The 15,874-nt window shown below is 72.0% G+C and carries 16 protein-coding genes; 9 read left to right on the plus strand and 7 right to left on the minus strand.

The genetic code is table 11. The features are described from left to right. Positions 1–71: 71 nt before the first annotated feature. From B9S57_RS22455 to B9S57_RS22470, 4 genes are all read left to right on the plus strand, one after another. Positions 72–836: an SDR family oxidoreductase gene (locus B9S57_RS22455; protein WP_103517360.1), complete on the plus strand. Its 765-nt coding sequence runs from the start codon at positions 72–74 to the stop codon at positions 834–836. Then, on the plus strand, positions 833–2,500 hold the full coding sequence (locus tag B9S57_RS22460; protein WP_103517361.1) for a class I adenylate-forming enzyme family protein: 1,668 nt from the start codon (positions 833–835) through the stop codon (positions 2,498–2,500). The genes B9S57_RS22455 and B9S57_RS22460 overlap by 4 nt, the downstream gene beginning before the upstream one ends. A gap of 38 nt (positions 2,501–2,538) precedes the next feature. After that, positions 2,539–3,132, plus strand: a complete 594-nt coding sequence (locus B9S57_RS22465) for a TetR/AcrR family transcriptional regulator (protein ID WP_103517362.1) — start codon at positions 2,539–2,541, stop codon at positions 3,130–3,132. Between the two features lie 404 nt (positions 3,133–3,536). Further along, positions 3,537–4,844, plus strand: a complete 1,308-nt coding sequence (locus B9S57_RS22470) for a M28 family metallopeptidase (protein ID WP_103517363.1) — start codon at positions 3,537–3,539, stop codon at positions 4,842–4,844. Between the two features lie 44 nt (positions 4,845–4,888). On the opposite strand, the gene B9S57_RS22475 is transcribed toward B9S57_RS22470, so the two are convergent. Then, on the minus strand, positions 4,889–6,103 hold the full coding sequence (locus tag B9S57_RS22475) for an acyl-CoA dehydrogenase family protein (protein WP_103517364.1): 1,215 nt from the start codon (positions 6,101–6,103) through the stop codon (positions 4,889–4,891). 7 nt (positions 6,104–6,110) lie between these two features. Then, complete coding sequence (locus B9S57_RS22480) at positions 6,111–7,133, minus strand: phosphotransferase family protein (protein ID WP_103517365.1); 1,023 nt, start codon at positions 7,131–7,133, stop codon at positions 6,111–6,113. 149 nt (positions 7,134–7,282) lie between these two features. Here B9S57_RS22480 and B9S57_RS35675 point away from each other — a divergent pair, with 149 nt between their 5' ends. Continuing rightward, on the plus strand, positions 7,283–7,414 hold the full coding sequence (locus B9S57_RS35675; RefSeq protein WP_258036512.1) for a hypothetical protein: 132 nt from the start codon (positions 7,283–7,285) through the stop codon (positions 7,412–7,414). A 36-nt stretch (positions 7,415–7,450) separates the two neighbouring features. Next, positions 7,451–8,386: an NADP-dependent oxidoreductase gene (locus B9S57_RS22485; protein WP_103517366.1), complete on the plus strand. Its 936-nt coding sequence runs from the start codon at positions 7,451–7,453 to the stop codon at positions 8,384–8,386. Between the two features lie 33 nt (positions 8,387–8,419). On the opposite strand, the gene B9S57_RS22490 is transcribed toward B9S57_RS22485, so the two are convergent. The 4 genes from B9S57_RS22490 to B9S57_RS22505 are packed head-to-tail and all read right to left on the minus strand — an operon-like array spanning position 8,420 to position 10,554. Continuing rightward, positions 8,420–8,731 (minus strand): DUF202 domain-containing protein, encoded by a 312-nt coding sequence (locus tag B9S57_RS22490; RefSeq protein ID WP_103517367.1) that lies wholly within the window; start codon positions 8,729–8,731, stop codon positions 8,420–8,422. Further along, complete coding sequence (locus tag B9S57_RS22495) at positions 8,728–9,123, minus strand: YidH family protein (protein ID WP_103517368.1); 396 nt, start codon at positions 9,121–9,123, stop codon at positions 8,728–8,730. Before B9S57_RS22495 ends, B9S57_RS22490 begins: the two co-directional genes overlap by 4 nt. Beyond that, positions 9,120–9,650, minus strand: coding sequence for an NUDIX domain-containing protein (locus tag B9S57_RS22500; RefSeq protein WP_103517464.1), 531 nt, complete (start codon positions 9,648–9,650; stop codon positions 9,120–9,122). Before B9S57_RS22500 ends, B9S57_RS22495 begins: the two co-directional genes overlap by 4 nt. Next, a complete protein-coding gene (locus B9S57_RS22505) occupies positions 9,637–10,554 on the minus strand; it encodes a DMT family transporter (protein WP_103517369.1) in 918 nt (305 codons plus the stop codon). Before B9S57_RS22505 ends, B9S57_RS22500 begins: the two co-directional genes overlap by 14 nt. A gap of 163 nt (positions 10,555–10,717) precedes the next feature. Here B9S57_RS22505 and B9S57_RS22510 point away from each other — a divergent pair, with 163 nt between their 5' ends. After that, positions 10,718–12,373: an FAD-binding dehydrogenase gene (locus B9S57_RS22510; RefSeq protein ID WP_103517370.1), complete on the plus strand. Its 1,656-nt coding sequence runs from the start codon at positions 10,718–10,720 to the stop codon at positions 12,371–12,373. Between the two features lie 136 nt (positions 12,374–12,509). Here B9S57_RS22510 and B9S57_RS22515 read toward each other — a convergent pair whose 3' ends face one another. After that, positions 12,510–12,935: an ASCH domain-containing protein gene (locus tag B9S57_RS22515; RefSeq protein WP_103517371.1), complete on the minus strand. Its 426-nt coding sequence runs from the start codon at positions 12,933–12,935 to the stop codon at positions 12,510–12,512. 241 nt (positions 12,936–13,176) lie between these two features. On the opposite strand from B9S57_RS22515, the gene B9S57_RS22520 reads away from it, so the two are divergent. Both B9S57_RS22520 and B9S57_RS22525 read left to right on the plus strand, forming a co-directional pair. After that, on the plus strand, positions 13,177–14,139 hold the full coding sequence (locus B9S57_RS22520; protein ID WP_103517372.1) for a hypothetical protein: 963 nt from the start codon (positions 13,177–13,179) through the stop codon (positions 14,137–14,139). Between the two features lie 35 nt (positions 14,140–14,174). Further along, positions 14,175–15,746 (plus strand): APC family permease, encoded by a 1,572-nt coding sequence (locus B9S57_RS22525; RefSeq protein ID WP_103517373.1) that lies wholly within the window; start codon positions 14,175–14,177, stop codon positions 15,744–15,746. The last annotated feature ends 128 nt before the right edge of the window (positions 15,747–15,874 follow it).

Raw genomic sequence — 15,874 nt, forward strand, 5'->3', positions numbered from 1 at the left:
CGAACCCCTTCCCGGATCACATACCGACTGGTTAGTCTGCTGGAGGAACACGGCTGAGAGAGGCGGGACCGATGAGTACGGTGCAGGGCGCTGGCGTAGTGGTGACCGGAGCCGGAGGCGGCATCGGCGCCGCCCTGGCCCGCAGATTCGCCGCGGAGGGCGCGAGGGTCGTCGTCAACGACCTCGACGCCGACCGGGTCAAGGCCCTCGCCGAGGAGATCGGCGGCACGGTCGTGGCCGGCGACGCCTCCGCGATCGTGGACGCCGCACGCGACGCGCTCGACGGCACGATCGACGTCTACTGCGCCAACGCCGGCCTCGCCTCGGGCGGCGACGCCTTCGCGGAGGAGGACGTCTGGGCCAGGGCCTGGGACGTCAACGTCATGGCGCACGTCCGCGCGGCCAGGGCGCTGCTGCCCCAGTGGCTGGAGCGCGGCAGCGGCCGTTTCGTCTCCACCGCCTCGGCCGCCGGTCTGCTGACGATGATCGGCGCCGCCCCGTACAGCGTCACCAAGCACGGTGCCGTCGCCTTCGCCGAGTGGCTCTCGCTGACCTACCGGCACCGTGGCGTCAAGGTCCACACGATCTGCCCGCAGGGTGTGCGTACGGACATGCTCACGGCGGCGGGCTCCGCGGGTGACCTCGTGCTCGCGCCCACCGCTATCGAGCCGGAGGCCGTCGCCGACGCCCTGTTCGACGCCATGGAGCAGGACCGCTTCCTGGTCCTGCCGCACCCCGAGGTGGCGGGCTACTACCGGGCCCGCGCCAAGGACCCCGACCACTGGATCGGGAACATGAACCACCTGCAGCAGAAGTGGGAGGAGGCCGGCGCATGACCGGGTCGATCTACGCGGCGAAGCCCTGGACCGCCCTGCTCAGTGAGGCCCAGCTCGCCCCCGTCCACCCCGCCGAGACGATGGTTCACGCCTTCCGCGCTGCCGTCGGACGGGCCCCGGACCACACCGCGCTCGCCTACTTCGACGGACGCCTCAGCTACCGCGAGACGGACGAGCTGTCCGACTCCGTGGCGGGACACCTCGCCGCCGAGGGGCTGGGGCGCGGGGACCGCGTCGCGATCATGCTCCAGAACACTCCGCACTTCGTGATCGCCCTGCTCGGCGCCTGGAAGGCCGGCGCGACCGTCGTCCCGCTCAACCCGATGTACAAGTCCGGCGAGGTCGGGCACGTGCTGAAGGACGCGGAGGTGACCGCGCTGATCTGCTCCGACCGGGCCTGGGACTCCTATCTGCGGGCCACCGCCGAGGCGGCCCCGAGCGTGAGCATCGCCCTCACGGCCTGCGAGCTCGACCTCCAGTCGGCCGACGACCCCCGGGTGCTCGGCTTCGGGAGGCTTCCCGCACCCGGCGCCGACGACCTGGCGTCGGACCTGGTGGCCGTCGCCCGCCGAGGTCTCCCCGCCCCCGCCGGCCGCGAGCTCACCGCCTCGGACACCGCCCTGATCAGCTACACCTCCGGGACGAGCGGCACCCCCAAGGGAGCCATGAACTCCCAGGGCAACATCATGGTCAACGCGGAGCGGCAGAGGGCGGGCCACCCCATCGCCGAGGGCTCGGCCTACTTCGCGCTCGCCCCGCTCTTCCACATCACCGGCATGGTGTGCCAGCTCGCCGCGTGCATCGCCAACGCGGGCACCCTCGTCCTGGCCTACCGCTTCGAGGCGAGCGTCGTCCTGGAGGCCTTCGCCGAGCACCGCCCCGCCTACACGGTGGGCCCCTCGACCGCCTTCATGGCGCTTGCCGCGCACCCCGGGGCGACCCGGGAGCACTTCGCCTCCTTCCAGGTGATCTCCTCCGGTGGCGCGCCGCTGCCGCCCGCACTCGTGGAGAAGTTCCGCGAGGGGTTCGGCCCCTACATCCGCAACGGCTACGGACTCACCGAGTGCACCGCGCCCTGCGCCTCCGTACCGCCGGAGCACGAGGCACCCGTCGACCCCGTCTCGGGGACCCTCTCGGTCGGTGTCCCCGGACCCGACACCGTGGTCCGGATCGTCGACGAGCTGGGCGGGGACGTCCCCTTCGGCGAGCTGGGCGAGATCGCCGTACGCGGACCGCAGGTCGTCTCCGGCTACTGGAACCTCCCGGAGGCCACGGCCGCCGGATTCCCGGACGGGGAACTGCGCACCGGCGACATCGGATTCATGGACACGGCCGGCTGGCTCTACGTCGTGGACCGCAAGAAGGACATGATCAACGCCTCCGGCTTCAAGGTCTGGCCCCGGGAGGTGGAGGACGTCCTCTACACCCACCCGGCGGTCCGCGAGGCCGCCGTCGTGGGCGTCCCCGACGCCTACCGCGGCGAGAGCGTCCGGGCGTATGTGAGCCTGCGCCCGGGAGCCGAGGTGAGCGACGGTGAGCTCGGCGCGTACTGCAAGGAGCGGCTGGCCGCGTACAAGTACCCGCGCGAAGTGGAGATCCTGGCCGAACTCCCGAAGACGGCGAGTGGGAAGATCCTCAGGCGGGAACTGCGTTCCCCCCGTTAGAACAGTTCACGCACGGTACGAGAGGGCAGGTGGCGGCAATGGCCAAGGCGACGGACGGGAACGGGGCCCCCGTCCCCCAGAGGCTGCTGGCCGCCGCCACCCGCCTCTTCGCGGAACGCGGCTACGACCGCACCTCCGTCCAGGAGATCGTCGAGGCGGCGGGGGTCACCAAGGGGGCGCTCTACCACTACTTCGGCTCCAAGGAGGACCTCCTCCACGAGGTCTACGCCCGGGTGCTGCGGCTCCAGCAGGAGCGGCTCGACGCCTACGCGGACGCCGAGGCGCCGATCGAGCAGCGGCTGCGTGACGCGGCGGCGGACGTGGTCGTGACGACCATCGACAACCTCGACGACGCCTCGATCTTCTTCCGCTCGATGCACCACCTGAGCCCCGAGAAGAACAAGCAGGTCAGGGTGGAGCGACGCCGCTACCACGAGCGCTTCCGTGCCCTGATCGAGGAGGGGCAGCGAGCCGGGGTGTTCTCCTCCGCGACCCCGGCCGACCTGGTCGTCGACTACCACTTCGGCTCGGTCCACCACCTGTCCACCTGGTACAGCCCCGAGGGCCCGCTCACCCAGCAGGAGGTCGCCGACCACCTGGCGGACCTGCTGCTGAAGGCTCTGCGTCCCTGACCGCGCCGGTGGACGCCGCCGCGCCGTCCACCAGCTGCCGCAGCAGGACCCCGGCCGCCGGATTGCGGGGCTCCGGGGCCCGGCCCGCCAGCACCACCGTCCGCCCCGGCCTGCGGCGTCCGGGGCGAGACGGGCGAGGTCCAGCTCACCGGCGCGTACCTCCGCGCACTTTCTCTGACGTGCCATCAGCCCTCTGGGGGCCACTGAGGCCTGTGCGGGGGCGTCGGGATCCATCGTCCGTTATGCGGACACTGCTGTCCGAAACCCACCCTTGACGGTACTCGGTCATCTACCCGAGCATCGGGGACGCGCTTCCAGCCTCACCGCTCCAGGTCCAGGGCCGTGCACAGCCCTGGGACCCCCCGCACGTTCCGTCAGTCCCCGAACGGAATCCGGAGCCCCAGATGAGACCTGCACGACTCAGATCCCTGCCCGCCGCCGCACTCGCCGTGGCGGCCCTGCTGGCGACTGCCGCACCGGCCGTCCAGGCCGCACCCGCGAAGGTCGCCGCCGCCCCCGACATCCCGCTCGCCAACGTCAAGGCGCACCTCACCCAGCTCCAGTCGATCGCCACCGCCAACAGCGGCAACCGCGCCCACGGAAGGGCCGGTTACAAGGCGTCCGTCGACTACGTGAAGGCCAAGCTGGACGCGGCCGGATACACCACCGCGCTCCAGCAGTTCACCTCCGGCGGTGCCACCGGGTACAACCTGATCGCCGACTGGCCGGGCGGTGACCCGAACCAGGTCCTCATGGCCGGCTCCCACCTCGACTCGGTGACCTCGGGCGCCGGGATCAACGACAACGGCTCCGGATCGGCCGCCGTGCTGGAGACCGCCCTCGCGGTGTCCCGGGCGCAGCTCGCACCGGACAAGCACCTGCGCTTCGCCTGGTGGGGAGCCGAGGAGCTGGGCCTCGTGGGCTCGAAGTACTACGTGAACAACCTGGCCTCCACCGAGCGCGCCAAGCTCGCCGGCTACCTCAACTTCGACATGATCGGCTCGCCCAACCCCGGGTACTTCGTGTACGACGACGACCCCGTCATCGAGCAGACCTTCAAGGACTACTACGCGGGGCTCTCCATACCCACCGAGATAGAGACCGAGGGCGACGGCCGCTCCGACCACGCCCCGTTCAAGAACGCGGGCGTACCGGTCGGCGGGCTCTTCTCCGGCGCGGACTACACCAAGACGAGCGCCCAGGCCCAGAAGTGGGGCGGTACGGCGGGACAGGCCTTCGACCGCTGCTACCACTCGTCGTGCGACACGACGGCGAACATCAACGACACGGCCCTGGACCGCAACAGCGACGCCGTCGCCCATGCGATATGGACCCTGTCCGCCGGGACGGTCACGCCGCCGACCGGCACCGTCTTCAGCAACGCGGCCAACGTCAACGTGCCCGACAACGGCGCCGCGGTGACCTCCTCGGTCGTGGTGACCGGGCGCACGGGCAACGCCCCGTCCGCGCTCAAGGTCGGTGTGGACATCAAACACACCTACCGCGGTGACCTCGTCGTCGATCTGCTGGCGCCGGACGGCACGGCCTACCGGCTCAAGAACTCCAGCGGCAGCGACTCGGCGGACAACGTGATCGCGACCTACACGGTCAACGCGTCGAGCGAGGCCGCCAACGGCACCTGGAGACTCCAGGTCCGGGACGTCGCCGCGCGGGACACCGGCTACATCGACAGCTGGCAGCTCACCTTCTGACCCGACGGGGAGGCGCCGGCCGGCGCCTCCCCGTACCGGTGGTGTCAGAGGTACTTCTTGATCTCGCGCCGGGCCAGCGACCGCTGGTGCACCTCGTCCGGACCGTCGGCCAGCCGCAGCGTCCGCGCCGACGACCAGAGTTCGGCCAGCGGGTAGTCCTGGCTCACCCCGCCGGCGCCGTACAGCTGCACCGCCCGGTCGAGGATCTCGACGACCGCGCGCGGGGTGGCGATCTTGATCGACTGGATCTCGGTGTGGGCACCGCGGTTGCCCACCGTGTCCATCAGCCAGGCCGTCTTCAGCACCAGCAGCCTCAGCTGCTCCACCGTCACCCGGGCGTCCGCGATCCAGTTCTGGACGACGCCCTGCTGGGCCAGCGGCTTGCCGAAGGCCGTACGGGCCACGGCGCGCCTGCACATCAGCTCGATCGCGCGCTCCGCCATCCCGATCAGCCGCATGCAGTGGTGGATCCGGCCCGGACCCAGCCGTGCCTGGGCGATGGCGAAGCCGCCGCCCTCCTCGCCGATCAGGTTCGCGGCGGGCACCCGCACGTCGGTGAAGACGACCTCTGCGTGGCCGCCGTGGGAGTGGTCCTCGTAGCCGTAGACCTGCATCGCGCGGCGCACTTCGAGGCCGGGGGTGTCGCGGGGGACGAGGATCATGGACTGCTGGCGGCGGATGTCCTCGCTGTCCGGGTCGGTCTTGCCCATCACGATGAACACCGCACAGTCCGGGTTCATCGCCCCGGAGATGTACCACTTGCGGCCGTTGATGACGTAGTCGTCACCGTCCCGGGCGATCCGCGTCTCGATGTTCGTCGCGTCCGACGAGGCCACCTCGGGCTCCGTCATCGCGAAGGCCGAGCGGATCTCCCCGGCGAGCAGCGGCTCCAGCCACTGCTTCTTCTGCTCGTCCGACCCGAACTGGAAGAGCACCTCCATGTTCCCGGTGTCCGGGGCGGCGCAGTTCAGCGCCGTCGGCGCCAGGTGCGGGCTGCGGCCGGTGATCTCGGCGAGCGGGGCGTACTGGAGGTTCGTCAGCCCGGCGCCGTACTCCGCGTCCGGGAGGAAGACGTTCCACAACCCCTGCCTGCGGGCCTCGGCCTTGAGGTCCTCCACGATCTGCGGGGTGTCCCATGGCGACGCCAGTGCCGCGCGCTGCTCCTCGGCGACCTCCTCGGCCGGGTACACGTGCTCGTCCATGAACGTGAGCAGTTTCGTGCGCAGCTCTTCGGTACGGGCGTCGAATGCGAAGTCCATGGGGTGATCAGCCTTCCTTGAGGGTGGTGAGGCCGTGCGCGATGAAGACGGGGACCAGGTCGCCGATGCGGTCGAAGCCGGCGCCGACGGTCTGCCCGAGGGTGTAGCGGTAGTGGATGCCCTCGAGGATCACGGCGAGCTTGAACCACGCGAAGGCCGTGTACCAGGAGATGGCGGAGGTGTCGCGGCCGGAGCGGGCCGCGTAGCGCTCGATCAGCTCGGCGGGGCCGGGGTGTCCGGGCGCGCCGCTCGTGGTGGAGACGGGTGAGGCCGGCAGGTCCAGGTCGGAGCTGTACATCACCAGCAGGCCGAGGTCGGTCAGCGGGTCGCCGAGCGTGGACATCTCCCAGTCCAGCACCGCCCTGATCCGGTCGTCCTGGCCGATCAGCACGTTGTCCAGGCGGTAGTCGCCGTGGACGACGGTGGGCGCGGGGGAGGCGGGGAGCTCCCGGCCGAGGGCCGCGTGCAGTTCGTCGATCCCGGCGAGCTCGCGGTTGCGCGAGGCGTCCAGCTGCTTGCCCCAGCGCCGCAGCTGCCGGTCGAGGAAGCCGTCCGGACGCCCGAAGTCACCGAGGCCGACGGCCGCCGGATCCACGGCGTGCAGGTCCACCAGGGTGTCGACGAGCCCCAGGACGACGGCCCTGGTCCGCTCGGCGCCGAGCGGGGCGAGCTGCTCGGCGGTCCGGTACGGGGTGCCCTCGACGTACTCCATGACGTAGAAGGGCGAGCCGATGACGGCGTCGTCCTCGCAGAGCAGGAGGGTCTCCGGGACCGGGACCGGCGTCGGGTGGAGGGCGCTGATCACCCGGTGCTCGCGCTTCATGTCGTGCGCGGTGGCGAGCACATGGCCCAGGGGAGGCCTGCGCACGACCCACTGCGCGCTCCCGTCGGTGACGATGTAGGTGAGGTTCGAGCGGCCGCCCTCGATCACCCGGGCGTCGAGCGGCCCCTTCACCAGCCCCGGCCGCTCCCGGTCGAGATGGCCGCGCAGCAGGTCGAGGTCGAGACCTGGCGGGTGGACTGGGCTCATGGGGCGCACCTCCGGGGCGGTTGAACGGTCGAGACCATGATGCCGACCAGTCGGTATGTCGTCCAGTGCCCTCCCGGAATCCGAGAAGTGATCTCCGGCTCCTCCTCGGCGTACGGCTCGGTCGTCCCAGCCCTCGGGACCTCGGCCGCGTGCCCCTGACCGTGGGCGGGCTCGACCGGGCCGCGTATCTGGAGTCGGCCACCGCCTTCCTCGTCGGACTCCGGCACTCCGGCCACGACCCGCGCACCCTGCCGCCGCCCTTCCACGTGGTCACGGCCTGAGTTGCGGGTATCCGGGGCCGCGCCGATCGTCGAAGTATGAAGGCGATCAGCTACAGCAGGTACGGTCCCGCCGGCGTCCTGGAGTACGGCGAACGGCCCGATCCCAAGGTCGGCCCCGACTCGGTCCTGGTGAAGGTGCGGGCCGCCGCCGTGAACCCCGTCGACTGGAAGGCCCGCGAGGGCTATCTCCAGGCCGGGCTGGAAGCGGTCTTCCCCGTCATCCCCGGCTGGGACGTCTCCGGCGTCGTCGTCCAGCCCGGGGCGGCCGTCGACGAGTTCGCCGTGGGCGACGAGGTCATCGGCTACGTGCGCGAGGACTTCCTCTCGCGCGGGACCTTCGCCGAGTACGTCGCCGCACCCGTGCGCACCCTCGCCCGCAAGCCCCTGAGCATCGGCTTCGAGGAGGCGGCGGGGCTCCCGCTGTGCGGTCTCACCGCCTACCAGGTGCTGCACCACAGCCTGAAGGTCCAGGGGGGCGAGACGGTCCTCGTCCACGCGGCCGCCGGCGGGGTCGGATCGCTCGCGGTCCAGCTCGCCCGGCACGCGGGCTGCCGGGTCGTCGGCACCGCCGGGCCCCACAACCACGACTACGTACGCCGCCTCGGCGGCGAACCGGTCGAGTACGGCGAGGGCCTGGCCGCCCGGCTGCGGGACCTCGCCCCCGACGGCTTCGACGCGGCCTTCGACACCGTGGGCGGGGAGGCGCTCCGGGTCTCCGCCGAGACCCTCGCCACCGGCGGCCGCCTCGCGTCGATCGCCGACGCCGAGGTCTTCTCCTACGGCGGGCGCTACGCCTTCGTACGGCCCGACGCCACGGACCTCGCCCACCTCGCCGGCCTCGCCGAGCAAGGCATCGTCTCCGTCCACGTGGACCGGGTGTTCCCCCTGGAGCAGGCCGCCGAGGCCTACCGGCTCAACGAGCAGGGGCGCACCCGGGGCAAGATCGTCGTCTCCGTGGAGTGGGAGGACTGAGGGCCGCGGCCGGCCGTCCGGCGATGTGGCGGGTCAGAACAGCATCGCGGCGGCGAAGACCGCCAGTGCCACCGTGCACGCGGCCGCCGTCAGAGCACGGCGCGCCGACAGCGGGGCGGGCTCCGCGCTCCCCATGCCGGTCACCCTGCGGTGCGCCACCGCCAGGAACCCCACCCAGGCCAGCAGGGACAGGGCCACCGCGATCATCCCGGTCATGGTCGCCCCGCCGTGCAGGGCCTGCCGCACCGCGAGCAGGGCCACCACCGTGCACGACAGGGTGGTGCGCCGCCAGGCCAGCCGCGTCCGCTCGGGCTGCAGACCGGGATCACGCTCCGCGGGGGTCACCGGCCCTCCCAGCCGAACAGGACCACCACCACCATCGCGACCGCCACCACGGCCACCACGAGGCTGAGCAGCGCGGGGAAGCGGGACGACGGGAGATCCTCGCCGCGCCGCATCGCCCGCTCGCACCGCACCCAGTGGTTGACCGCGCGCAGGGAGCAGAGCACCCCTGCCGCCAGAAGTCCGAGAGCCAGGCCGGTGCGGACGCCCCAGGCCAGCTCCGGGAGGAACTGGTCGACGGCGAAGCCGCCGCCGATGAGCGCGAGGGCCGTCCGGATCCAGGCGAGGAAGGTGCGCTCGTTGGCCAGGGAGAAGCGGTAGTCGGGAGTGTCGCCCTCCTCGCGGATCCGCTCCGGCGCGAGCCACAGCCGCAGGCCCCGTACGAAGTCGCTCACGCGACGGCCCCCGCCCCGCCCGCGGCCCGGAACTCCCGCAGCCGGTGGTAGGCCTCCAACCCGTCCGGCACCCACGTCCACGCGTCCAGGCGTTCCTCCAGCTCGGCGTCGGTCAGGAAGGTGTGCCAGGCGACCTCCTCCGCCTGCGGCCGCACGGGCAGCGCGCAGCGCACCTCGTACACGTACGACCACCAGCTGTGCGCCGGACTCTCGTAGAGGTACGTGAAGAGGGGCGTCGGGCGGGGGAGACCGGAGACCCCCAGCTCCTCCTCGGCCTCCCGCAGCGCGGCCTCGTCGTACGACTCGCCCGCGCCGACGACCCCGCCGACGAACATGTCGTGGTGCGAGGGGAAGACCAGCTTCGTGGCCGTCCTGCGGTGGACGAAGAGCCTGCCCTCCGGGTCCCTGGCCTCGATGAAGACGCAGCGGTGGCGCAGACCGCGGGCGGTCGCCTCGCCGCGGGCCATCTGCCCGACCACCTCGTCGTTCTCGTCCACCAAGTCCAGGATCTCGTCAGCCGGATTCATGGGGTCCATCCAACATCAATCGGTCGGCGGCGGTGGAACCGTGCTTCTCCTTGCCCTCCGGCATCGCCGGGTGCAGTCCCAGCAGCACGATGCCGGCCACGATCGCCGCGAGCCCGGCGGCCTGCCAGGCCAGGGCGCCGGTGTCGGTGCGCACCTGGTCGCCGAGGAACCCGATCCCGCAGCCGATCCCGGCCAGGGGCTGCGCGGCGGTCAGCGCCGGCAGGGACATCCGCAGCGGCCCCGCCTCGAAGGCGCTCTGGACCAGGATCAGTCCGGTCACTCCCAGGACGAGGACGGCGTACGGGTACCAGCTCGTCAGCAGCGCGTCCCAGCCGTCGTCGGTCAGCCGCTCCCCGCTGAGCCGGGTCAGGGCGTCCTGCAGCCCGTAGAGGAGTCCTGCCGCCAGACCGAGGAGGACGGGGGTCCCCCGGGTCCGGGGGTGTCTGGCACAGGCGGTCAGGGCCAGGGCGAGACCGGCCACCACACCGATCACCAGCCACTGCCGCAGGGACGACGTCTCCGCCCGGCCGCCCTGGGGCTCGCCCGCCAGCAGGAACGCGGTGACGCCGCCCGCCAGCAGGCAGAGCCCTCCCCACCCCTGCCGCCCCAGCGACTGGCCCGTGCGGTGGCGTGAGAGGGCCATCGCGAAGAGGAGGTTGGTCGCCAGGAGCGGTTCGACGACGGAGACCTCGCCCTGACCGAGCGCCAGGGCGCCGAGGACCATTCCGCAGACCATCAGGCCCAGTCCGGCCAGCCAGCTCGGGACCCGCATCAGGTCGAGGAGCAGCCGGGGCGAGAGGAAGTCGCTCAGGGGGGCGCGGCGGGCGGCGTCCTGCTGGAGCACGAAGCCGAAGCCCAGGCAGCAGGCGGCGCCCACGGACAGCAGGATTACCAGCACCGACACGGTCCGACGATAGCCCGGCAGCCGTACAGGATCGGTGAGGGCGCCACCGCCGGACGGTTGACGTGGCGGCGGCCCGTACCGAAGATCTGACCCACAGGTAACTTGGCCCGCCGCGCCCGCCGCGCCCGCCGCTGCCCCGCACCGCCCCGAAGGATGGAACCCCATGGCGTACGACGCTGATGTGATCGTGATCGGGGCAGGACTCGCGGGGCTGGTGGCCACCGCCGAGCTCGTCGACGCGGGCCGCTCGGTGATCCTGCTCGACCAGGAACCCGAGCAGTCGATCGGCGGCCAGGCGCACTGGTCCTTCGGCGGGCTCTTCCTCGTCGACTCGCCCGAGCAGCGGCGGTTCCGGATCAAGGACAGCCACGAGCTGGCCCTCCAGGACTGGTACGGCACGGCCGGCTTCGACCGCGACGAGGACCACTGGCCGCGGAAGTGGGCCGAGGCGTACGTCGACTTCGCGGCCGGGGAGAAGCGGTCCTGGCTGCACGCCCAGGGGCTGCGCTTCTTCCCTGTCGTCGGCTGGGCGGAACGCGGCGGTTACGACGCCAACGGCCACGGCAACTCCGTCCCCCGCTTCCACATCACCTGGGGGACCGGTCCGGGCGTCGTCGCCCCCTTCGAGCGGCGGGTGCGGGAGGGCATGGCGAAGGGCCTCGTCCAGGCGCGCTTCCGCCACCGGGTGACCGGCCTCGGCCGCTCGGCCGGAGCGGTCGACACCGTCACCGGCGAGATACTCCGGGAGAGCGGAGCCGGGCGGGGCACCGCGACCAGCCGCGAGGTCACGGGCACCTTCGAGCTCAGGGCACAGGCCGTGATCGTCACCTCCGGAGGCATCGGCGGCAACCACGACCTCGTGCGCGCCCAGTGGCCCGAGCGGCTGGGCACCCCGCCGGAGAAGATGCTCTCCGGGGTCCCCGCCCATGTCGACGGACTGATGCTGGGCATCGCCGAGAAGGCGGGCGGCCACCACATCAACCGCGACCGCATGTGGCACTACACCGAGGGCATCGAGAACTGGGACCCGATCTGGGACAGGCACGGCATCCGGATCCTGCCCGGCCCGTCCTCCCTCTGGCTGGACGCGCGCGGCAAGCGGCTGCCCGTCCCGCTGTTCCCGGGCTTCGACACCCTCGGCACCCTCGAACACATCATGGGGTCCGGACACGGCTACACCTGGTTCGTCCTGGACCGGAGGATCATCGGCAAGGAGTTCGCGCTCTCCGGTTCCGAGCAGAACCCGGACCTGACCGGGAAGTCGGTGCGCGACGTGATCGGCAGGGCCCGCGCCGACGTCCCCGGGCCGGTGAAGGCGTTCATGGACAACGGCGTCGACTTCGTCGTGGAGAAGGACCTCGGCGCGCTCGTGCGGGGAATGAACGCGCTCACCGGCGAAGGGCTCATCGACGAGGAGGACCTGCGCCGCGAGATCACGGCCCGGGACCGCGAGATCGCCAACCCCTTCACCAAGGACCTCCAGATCACGGCGATCAACGGCGCCCGCTCCTACCTCGGCGACAAACTGATCCGCACGGCGAAGCCGCACCGCATCCTCGACCCGGCCGCGGGCCCGCTCATCGCCGTACGGCTGAACATCCTGACCCGCAAGTCCCTCGGAGGGCTGGAGACGGACCTGTCCTCCCGCGTCCTGACCGAGGAGGGGACCCCGCTGCCGGCGGTCTACGCGGCGGGGGAGGCTGCGGGCTTCGGCGGCGGTGGGGTCCACGGCTACCGCTCCCTGGAAGGCACCTTCCTCGGCGGCTGCATCTTCTCGGGCCGGGCGGCCGGCCGGGCCGCGGCAGAGGCAACGGGCTGATCGTCCCCGGCCGGGACCGCCGGGACCCGGCCGGAGGTCCCCGGCCGGGTGGCGGCGACCCGGCCGGACGTCGCCGTAACGGGCGTCGCGGGCGCCACGGGCGGCTCACCGGCCCAGAGGCGCTCCGGAGGCGCCGTCAGGCGAGCCGCTCCACCACCCGGAAGCGCTCCGCCACGATCATCGTCGAGTCGTCCACCGTGAACAGCGGGTCCCCGAGTGCCTCCCGCATCTCCTCCCCGTGCCAGAACTCCTCCTGCCCCGCCCGCCACTCGGCCACCGACGCGTATCCCTCGCCCTCGTCGAGCGCGTGGCGCAGGCCCACCGACCCCAGCGGCACGACGCGCACCTCCGTGAGCTCGACCACGGCGACCTCCCGCCCGGCGGAGTCGATGAGGGCGGACCGCTCACCCACCGGCGGGAGCTCCTCGCGCTCCGCCTCGAACTCCGCGAGCAGCCCGGAGGTGCAGACCTTCTCGCCCGAGAGCACGGCCGCCACCAGACAGTCGCGCAGGGGCCCGGGGTAGGCGAGGAGGAGGGGCTTGAGCGGTTCACGGTTCTCCATGGCGGCAGTGTGGCACGCGTCACCTCGCCTCCACCCGCCACTCCCGCAACGCGCTCGCGAACTGCGCGAATGGTCCGTACCGCCCCTCGATTCGGCCAACTGCATGGCTTGTGAACGTAGTTGGGGTATGTCCGCTCTTGACTCGGAGCATTGCCTACCGGTTTGCTGTGCGCGATCGTTTGCTCGCACACGGCATCGAAATGTGCCGATCTCATGCCGAAGTCGAAAAGGAAGCCTGCGGATGTCTCCGCCTCCGCCGCCCCTGGGCCGTTCCCGACGCAAGGGCGGACGCTCGGACCGCTCCTTCGACCCGGCTCTCGGCGACAGCGAACTCATCGACGTACGGACACAGTTCGCCCAGGGGCGCTGGACCAGGGCGCGGTCCCTGCTCGTCGCCACGGGCAGTGACTGGGACCGCCGGGGACATCGGCTCCTCGCCCTCGCCGCCGTCCCCTCGGCCGCCGGCTGGGCGCGCGACTGGCTGCTCGCCGAACCGGACAGCCCCGACGCCACGACACTCCTGGCCTGCGCCGCTGTCGCCCGCGCCCAGCGGCCCAGGGCCGCCGCCGGTGAGAGCGGCCGGGCGCGCGAGGCATGCCTGGCCGCCGCCGCGCTCGACCCCGCCGACCCCACCCCCTGGCTCGGCCTGATGGCCCTGGAGCGCACGCACGGGACCCGGACGGAGGTCGCACGGCACTTCGAGGAGATCCGTGCCCGGCACCCCGAACACCACCACGCCCACCACCTCATGACCGCGGGGCTCGCCGAGGCGCACCCGGAGAGCGACCCCCTCCACGAGGTGTACGACTTCGCCGCGTGGGCCGCGGAACAGGCCCCGGCCGACTCGCCGCTCGCCGTGCTCCCCGTCGTCGCCCATGCCGAGCGCTACCGCGTCCTGGCCGCGGCCGGTGCCGTGTCCGACGACCCGGCGGCCTCCGGACACTGGTCGGGGCGCCGTGCCCGACAGGTGATGAAGGCCGCCTTCGACTGGTGGCTCGAATGGGAACGCGAGGACCACCCCCGCCACCGCGCCGATCTCAACTTCCTCGCCCACGCCAAGATCTGCGAGGGCCGCCCCGCCGAGGCCGCCGCCCTGTTCCACCGCATCGGCCCCCACGCGACCGAGGCGCCGTGGTCGTACGCCGGCCACGATCCCCACACCGCATTCCTCGCCGCGCGCACCCTCGCGCTCGGTTCCCCCTGACGCACGTTGTTATCGACGAAGGGACCATCCCCGCCATGTCGACGGGCAGAACAGATACGAGCGAGACCGGCACCACCGGGACGACCGGCGACACCGGCGGGATCAACACCTACAAGGGTGAGGAACGCGCCCTGCGCGCCGACCGGCTGGGCACCCCCGGGCTGCTCCTCTCCGTCCTCGCGGCGAGCGCCCCCCTGATGGTCGTCGCGGGCGTGATGCCCACGGTCTTCGGCGTGATGGGGATCGTCGGACAGCCCCTGCTCTACGTCATCCTCGGCATCGTCCTGATGCTGTTCGGCGTCGGCTACGCGGAGATGAGCCGCCACGTCCACAACGCCGGCGCCTTCTACGCGTACATCGCCCGCGGGCTCGGCGCCACGGCCGGCGCGGGTGCCTCGCTCGTCGCCCTCGTCGCCTACAGCGCCATGCAGGTCGGCATCTACGGCATCCTCGGCTTCGAGGTCTCCGGCCTCTTCGCCACCTACCTCGACATCGAGCTCGGGTGGTGGATCCCCGCCCTGCTCGCCGTGGCCGTCGTCGGCGTGCTGGGCTGGCTGAAGATCGACCTCAACGCCAAGGTCCTCGGTGTACTGCTCGTCATCGAGTGCGCCCTCGTGGTCATCTTCGACATCGCCGCCGTCGGCAAGCCCGGGCCCGAGGGCCTGTCCTTCCACGCGTTCAACCCCGAGACCCTCACCGGGGCGGGCCTCGGCACCGCGCTCTGCTTCTGCATCGCCGCGTTCGTCGGCTTCGAGCAGGCCCCGGTGTACGCCGAGGAGACCAGCCGCCCGCAGGTCGTCGTGTCCCGCGTCATGTTCCTCGCCGTCGGCTACGCCGCCCTCTTCCTCGCCGTCAGCTCCTGGGCGCTCACGGTCGCCGCGGGCCCCTCCTCCATCGCGGACCTCTCGCTCAAGGAGGGCCCGGGCATGCTCTTCGGCCTCACCGAGGAGCGGCTCGGCGCCACCTTCACCGACGTCCTGCACGTCCTCTTCGTCACCGGCATGTTCGCGGCGCTGCTCAGCTTCCACAACGTGGTCGCCCGCTACGCGTTCGCCATGGGCCGCGAAGGACTGCTGCCCGCCGCCTTCGGCCGCACCAACAAGGCGAGCGGCGCCCCCGCCACCGGCTCGATGCTCCAGTCCGTGCTGTCCGCCGTGATCGTGCTCGCCTTCGCCCTCACCGACGACAACCCGGCCGGTGACCCGACCGCCCCCGTCCTGCACCTGTTCACCTGGATGGGCAACGTCGGCGCGCTCGGAGTCATCGTGCTGATGGCCGCGGCCTCCTTCGCCGTCATCGTGTTCTTCGTACGGCGCGGCGCCGGCCGGGCCCAGGCGCCCCGGCTGGTGGCCTCGGGTCTCGCGGGCCTGGCCCTGCTGGCCATCGCCGTCCTCACCGTCCGGGACTTCGACGTCCTGGTCGGCTCGGGACCCGGCTCGTCCCTGAACTGGCTGCTGCCCGGCGTCATCGTCCTGGCCCTCGCCGTCGGCCTGGCCTACGGGGCGGTGCTGCGCCGCACCAAGCCCGACGTCCACGCGCGCATCGGCCTCGGCAACGAGGCGTTCCAACTGGAGAAGGCGGCGGAGAGCACCACCGCGCCGCGCTGACCGCCGTTTCTTACCGAAGCATGACGCGAACCCGTGGCCCCTGGTGAAGAGCGGGCCGCGGGTGGTCGAATGAGCGGGTGAACAACCCCCCTCCCGGCCCCCCTCCCGACTCCGGCGGCACGCCCGTC

It is taken from the genome of Streptomyces sp. SM10, assembly GCF_002910915.1.
In the GTDB taxonomy this organism is placed as follows: domain Bacteria; phylum Actinomycetota; class Actinomycetes; order Streptomycetales; family Streptomycetaceae; genus Streptomyces.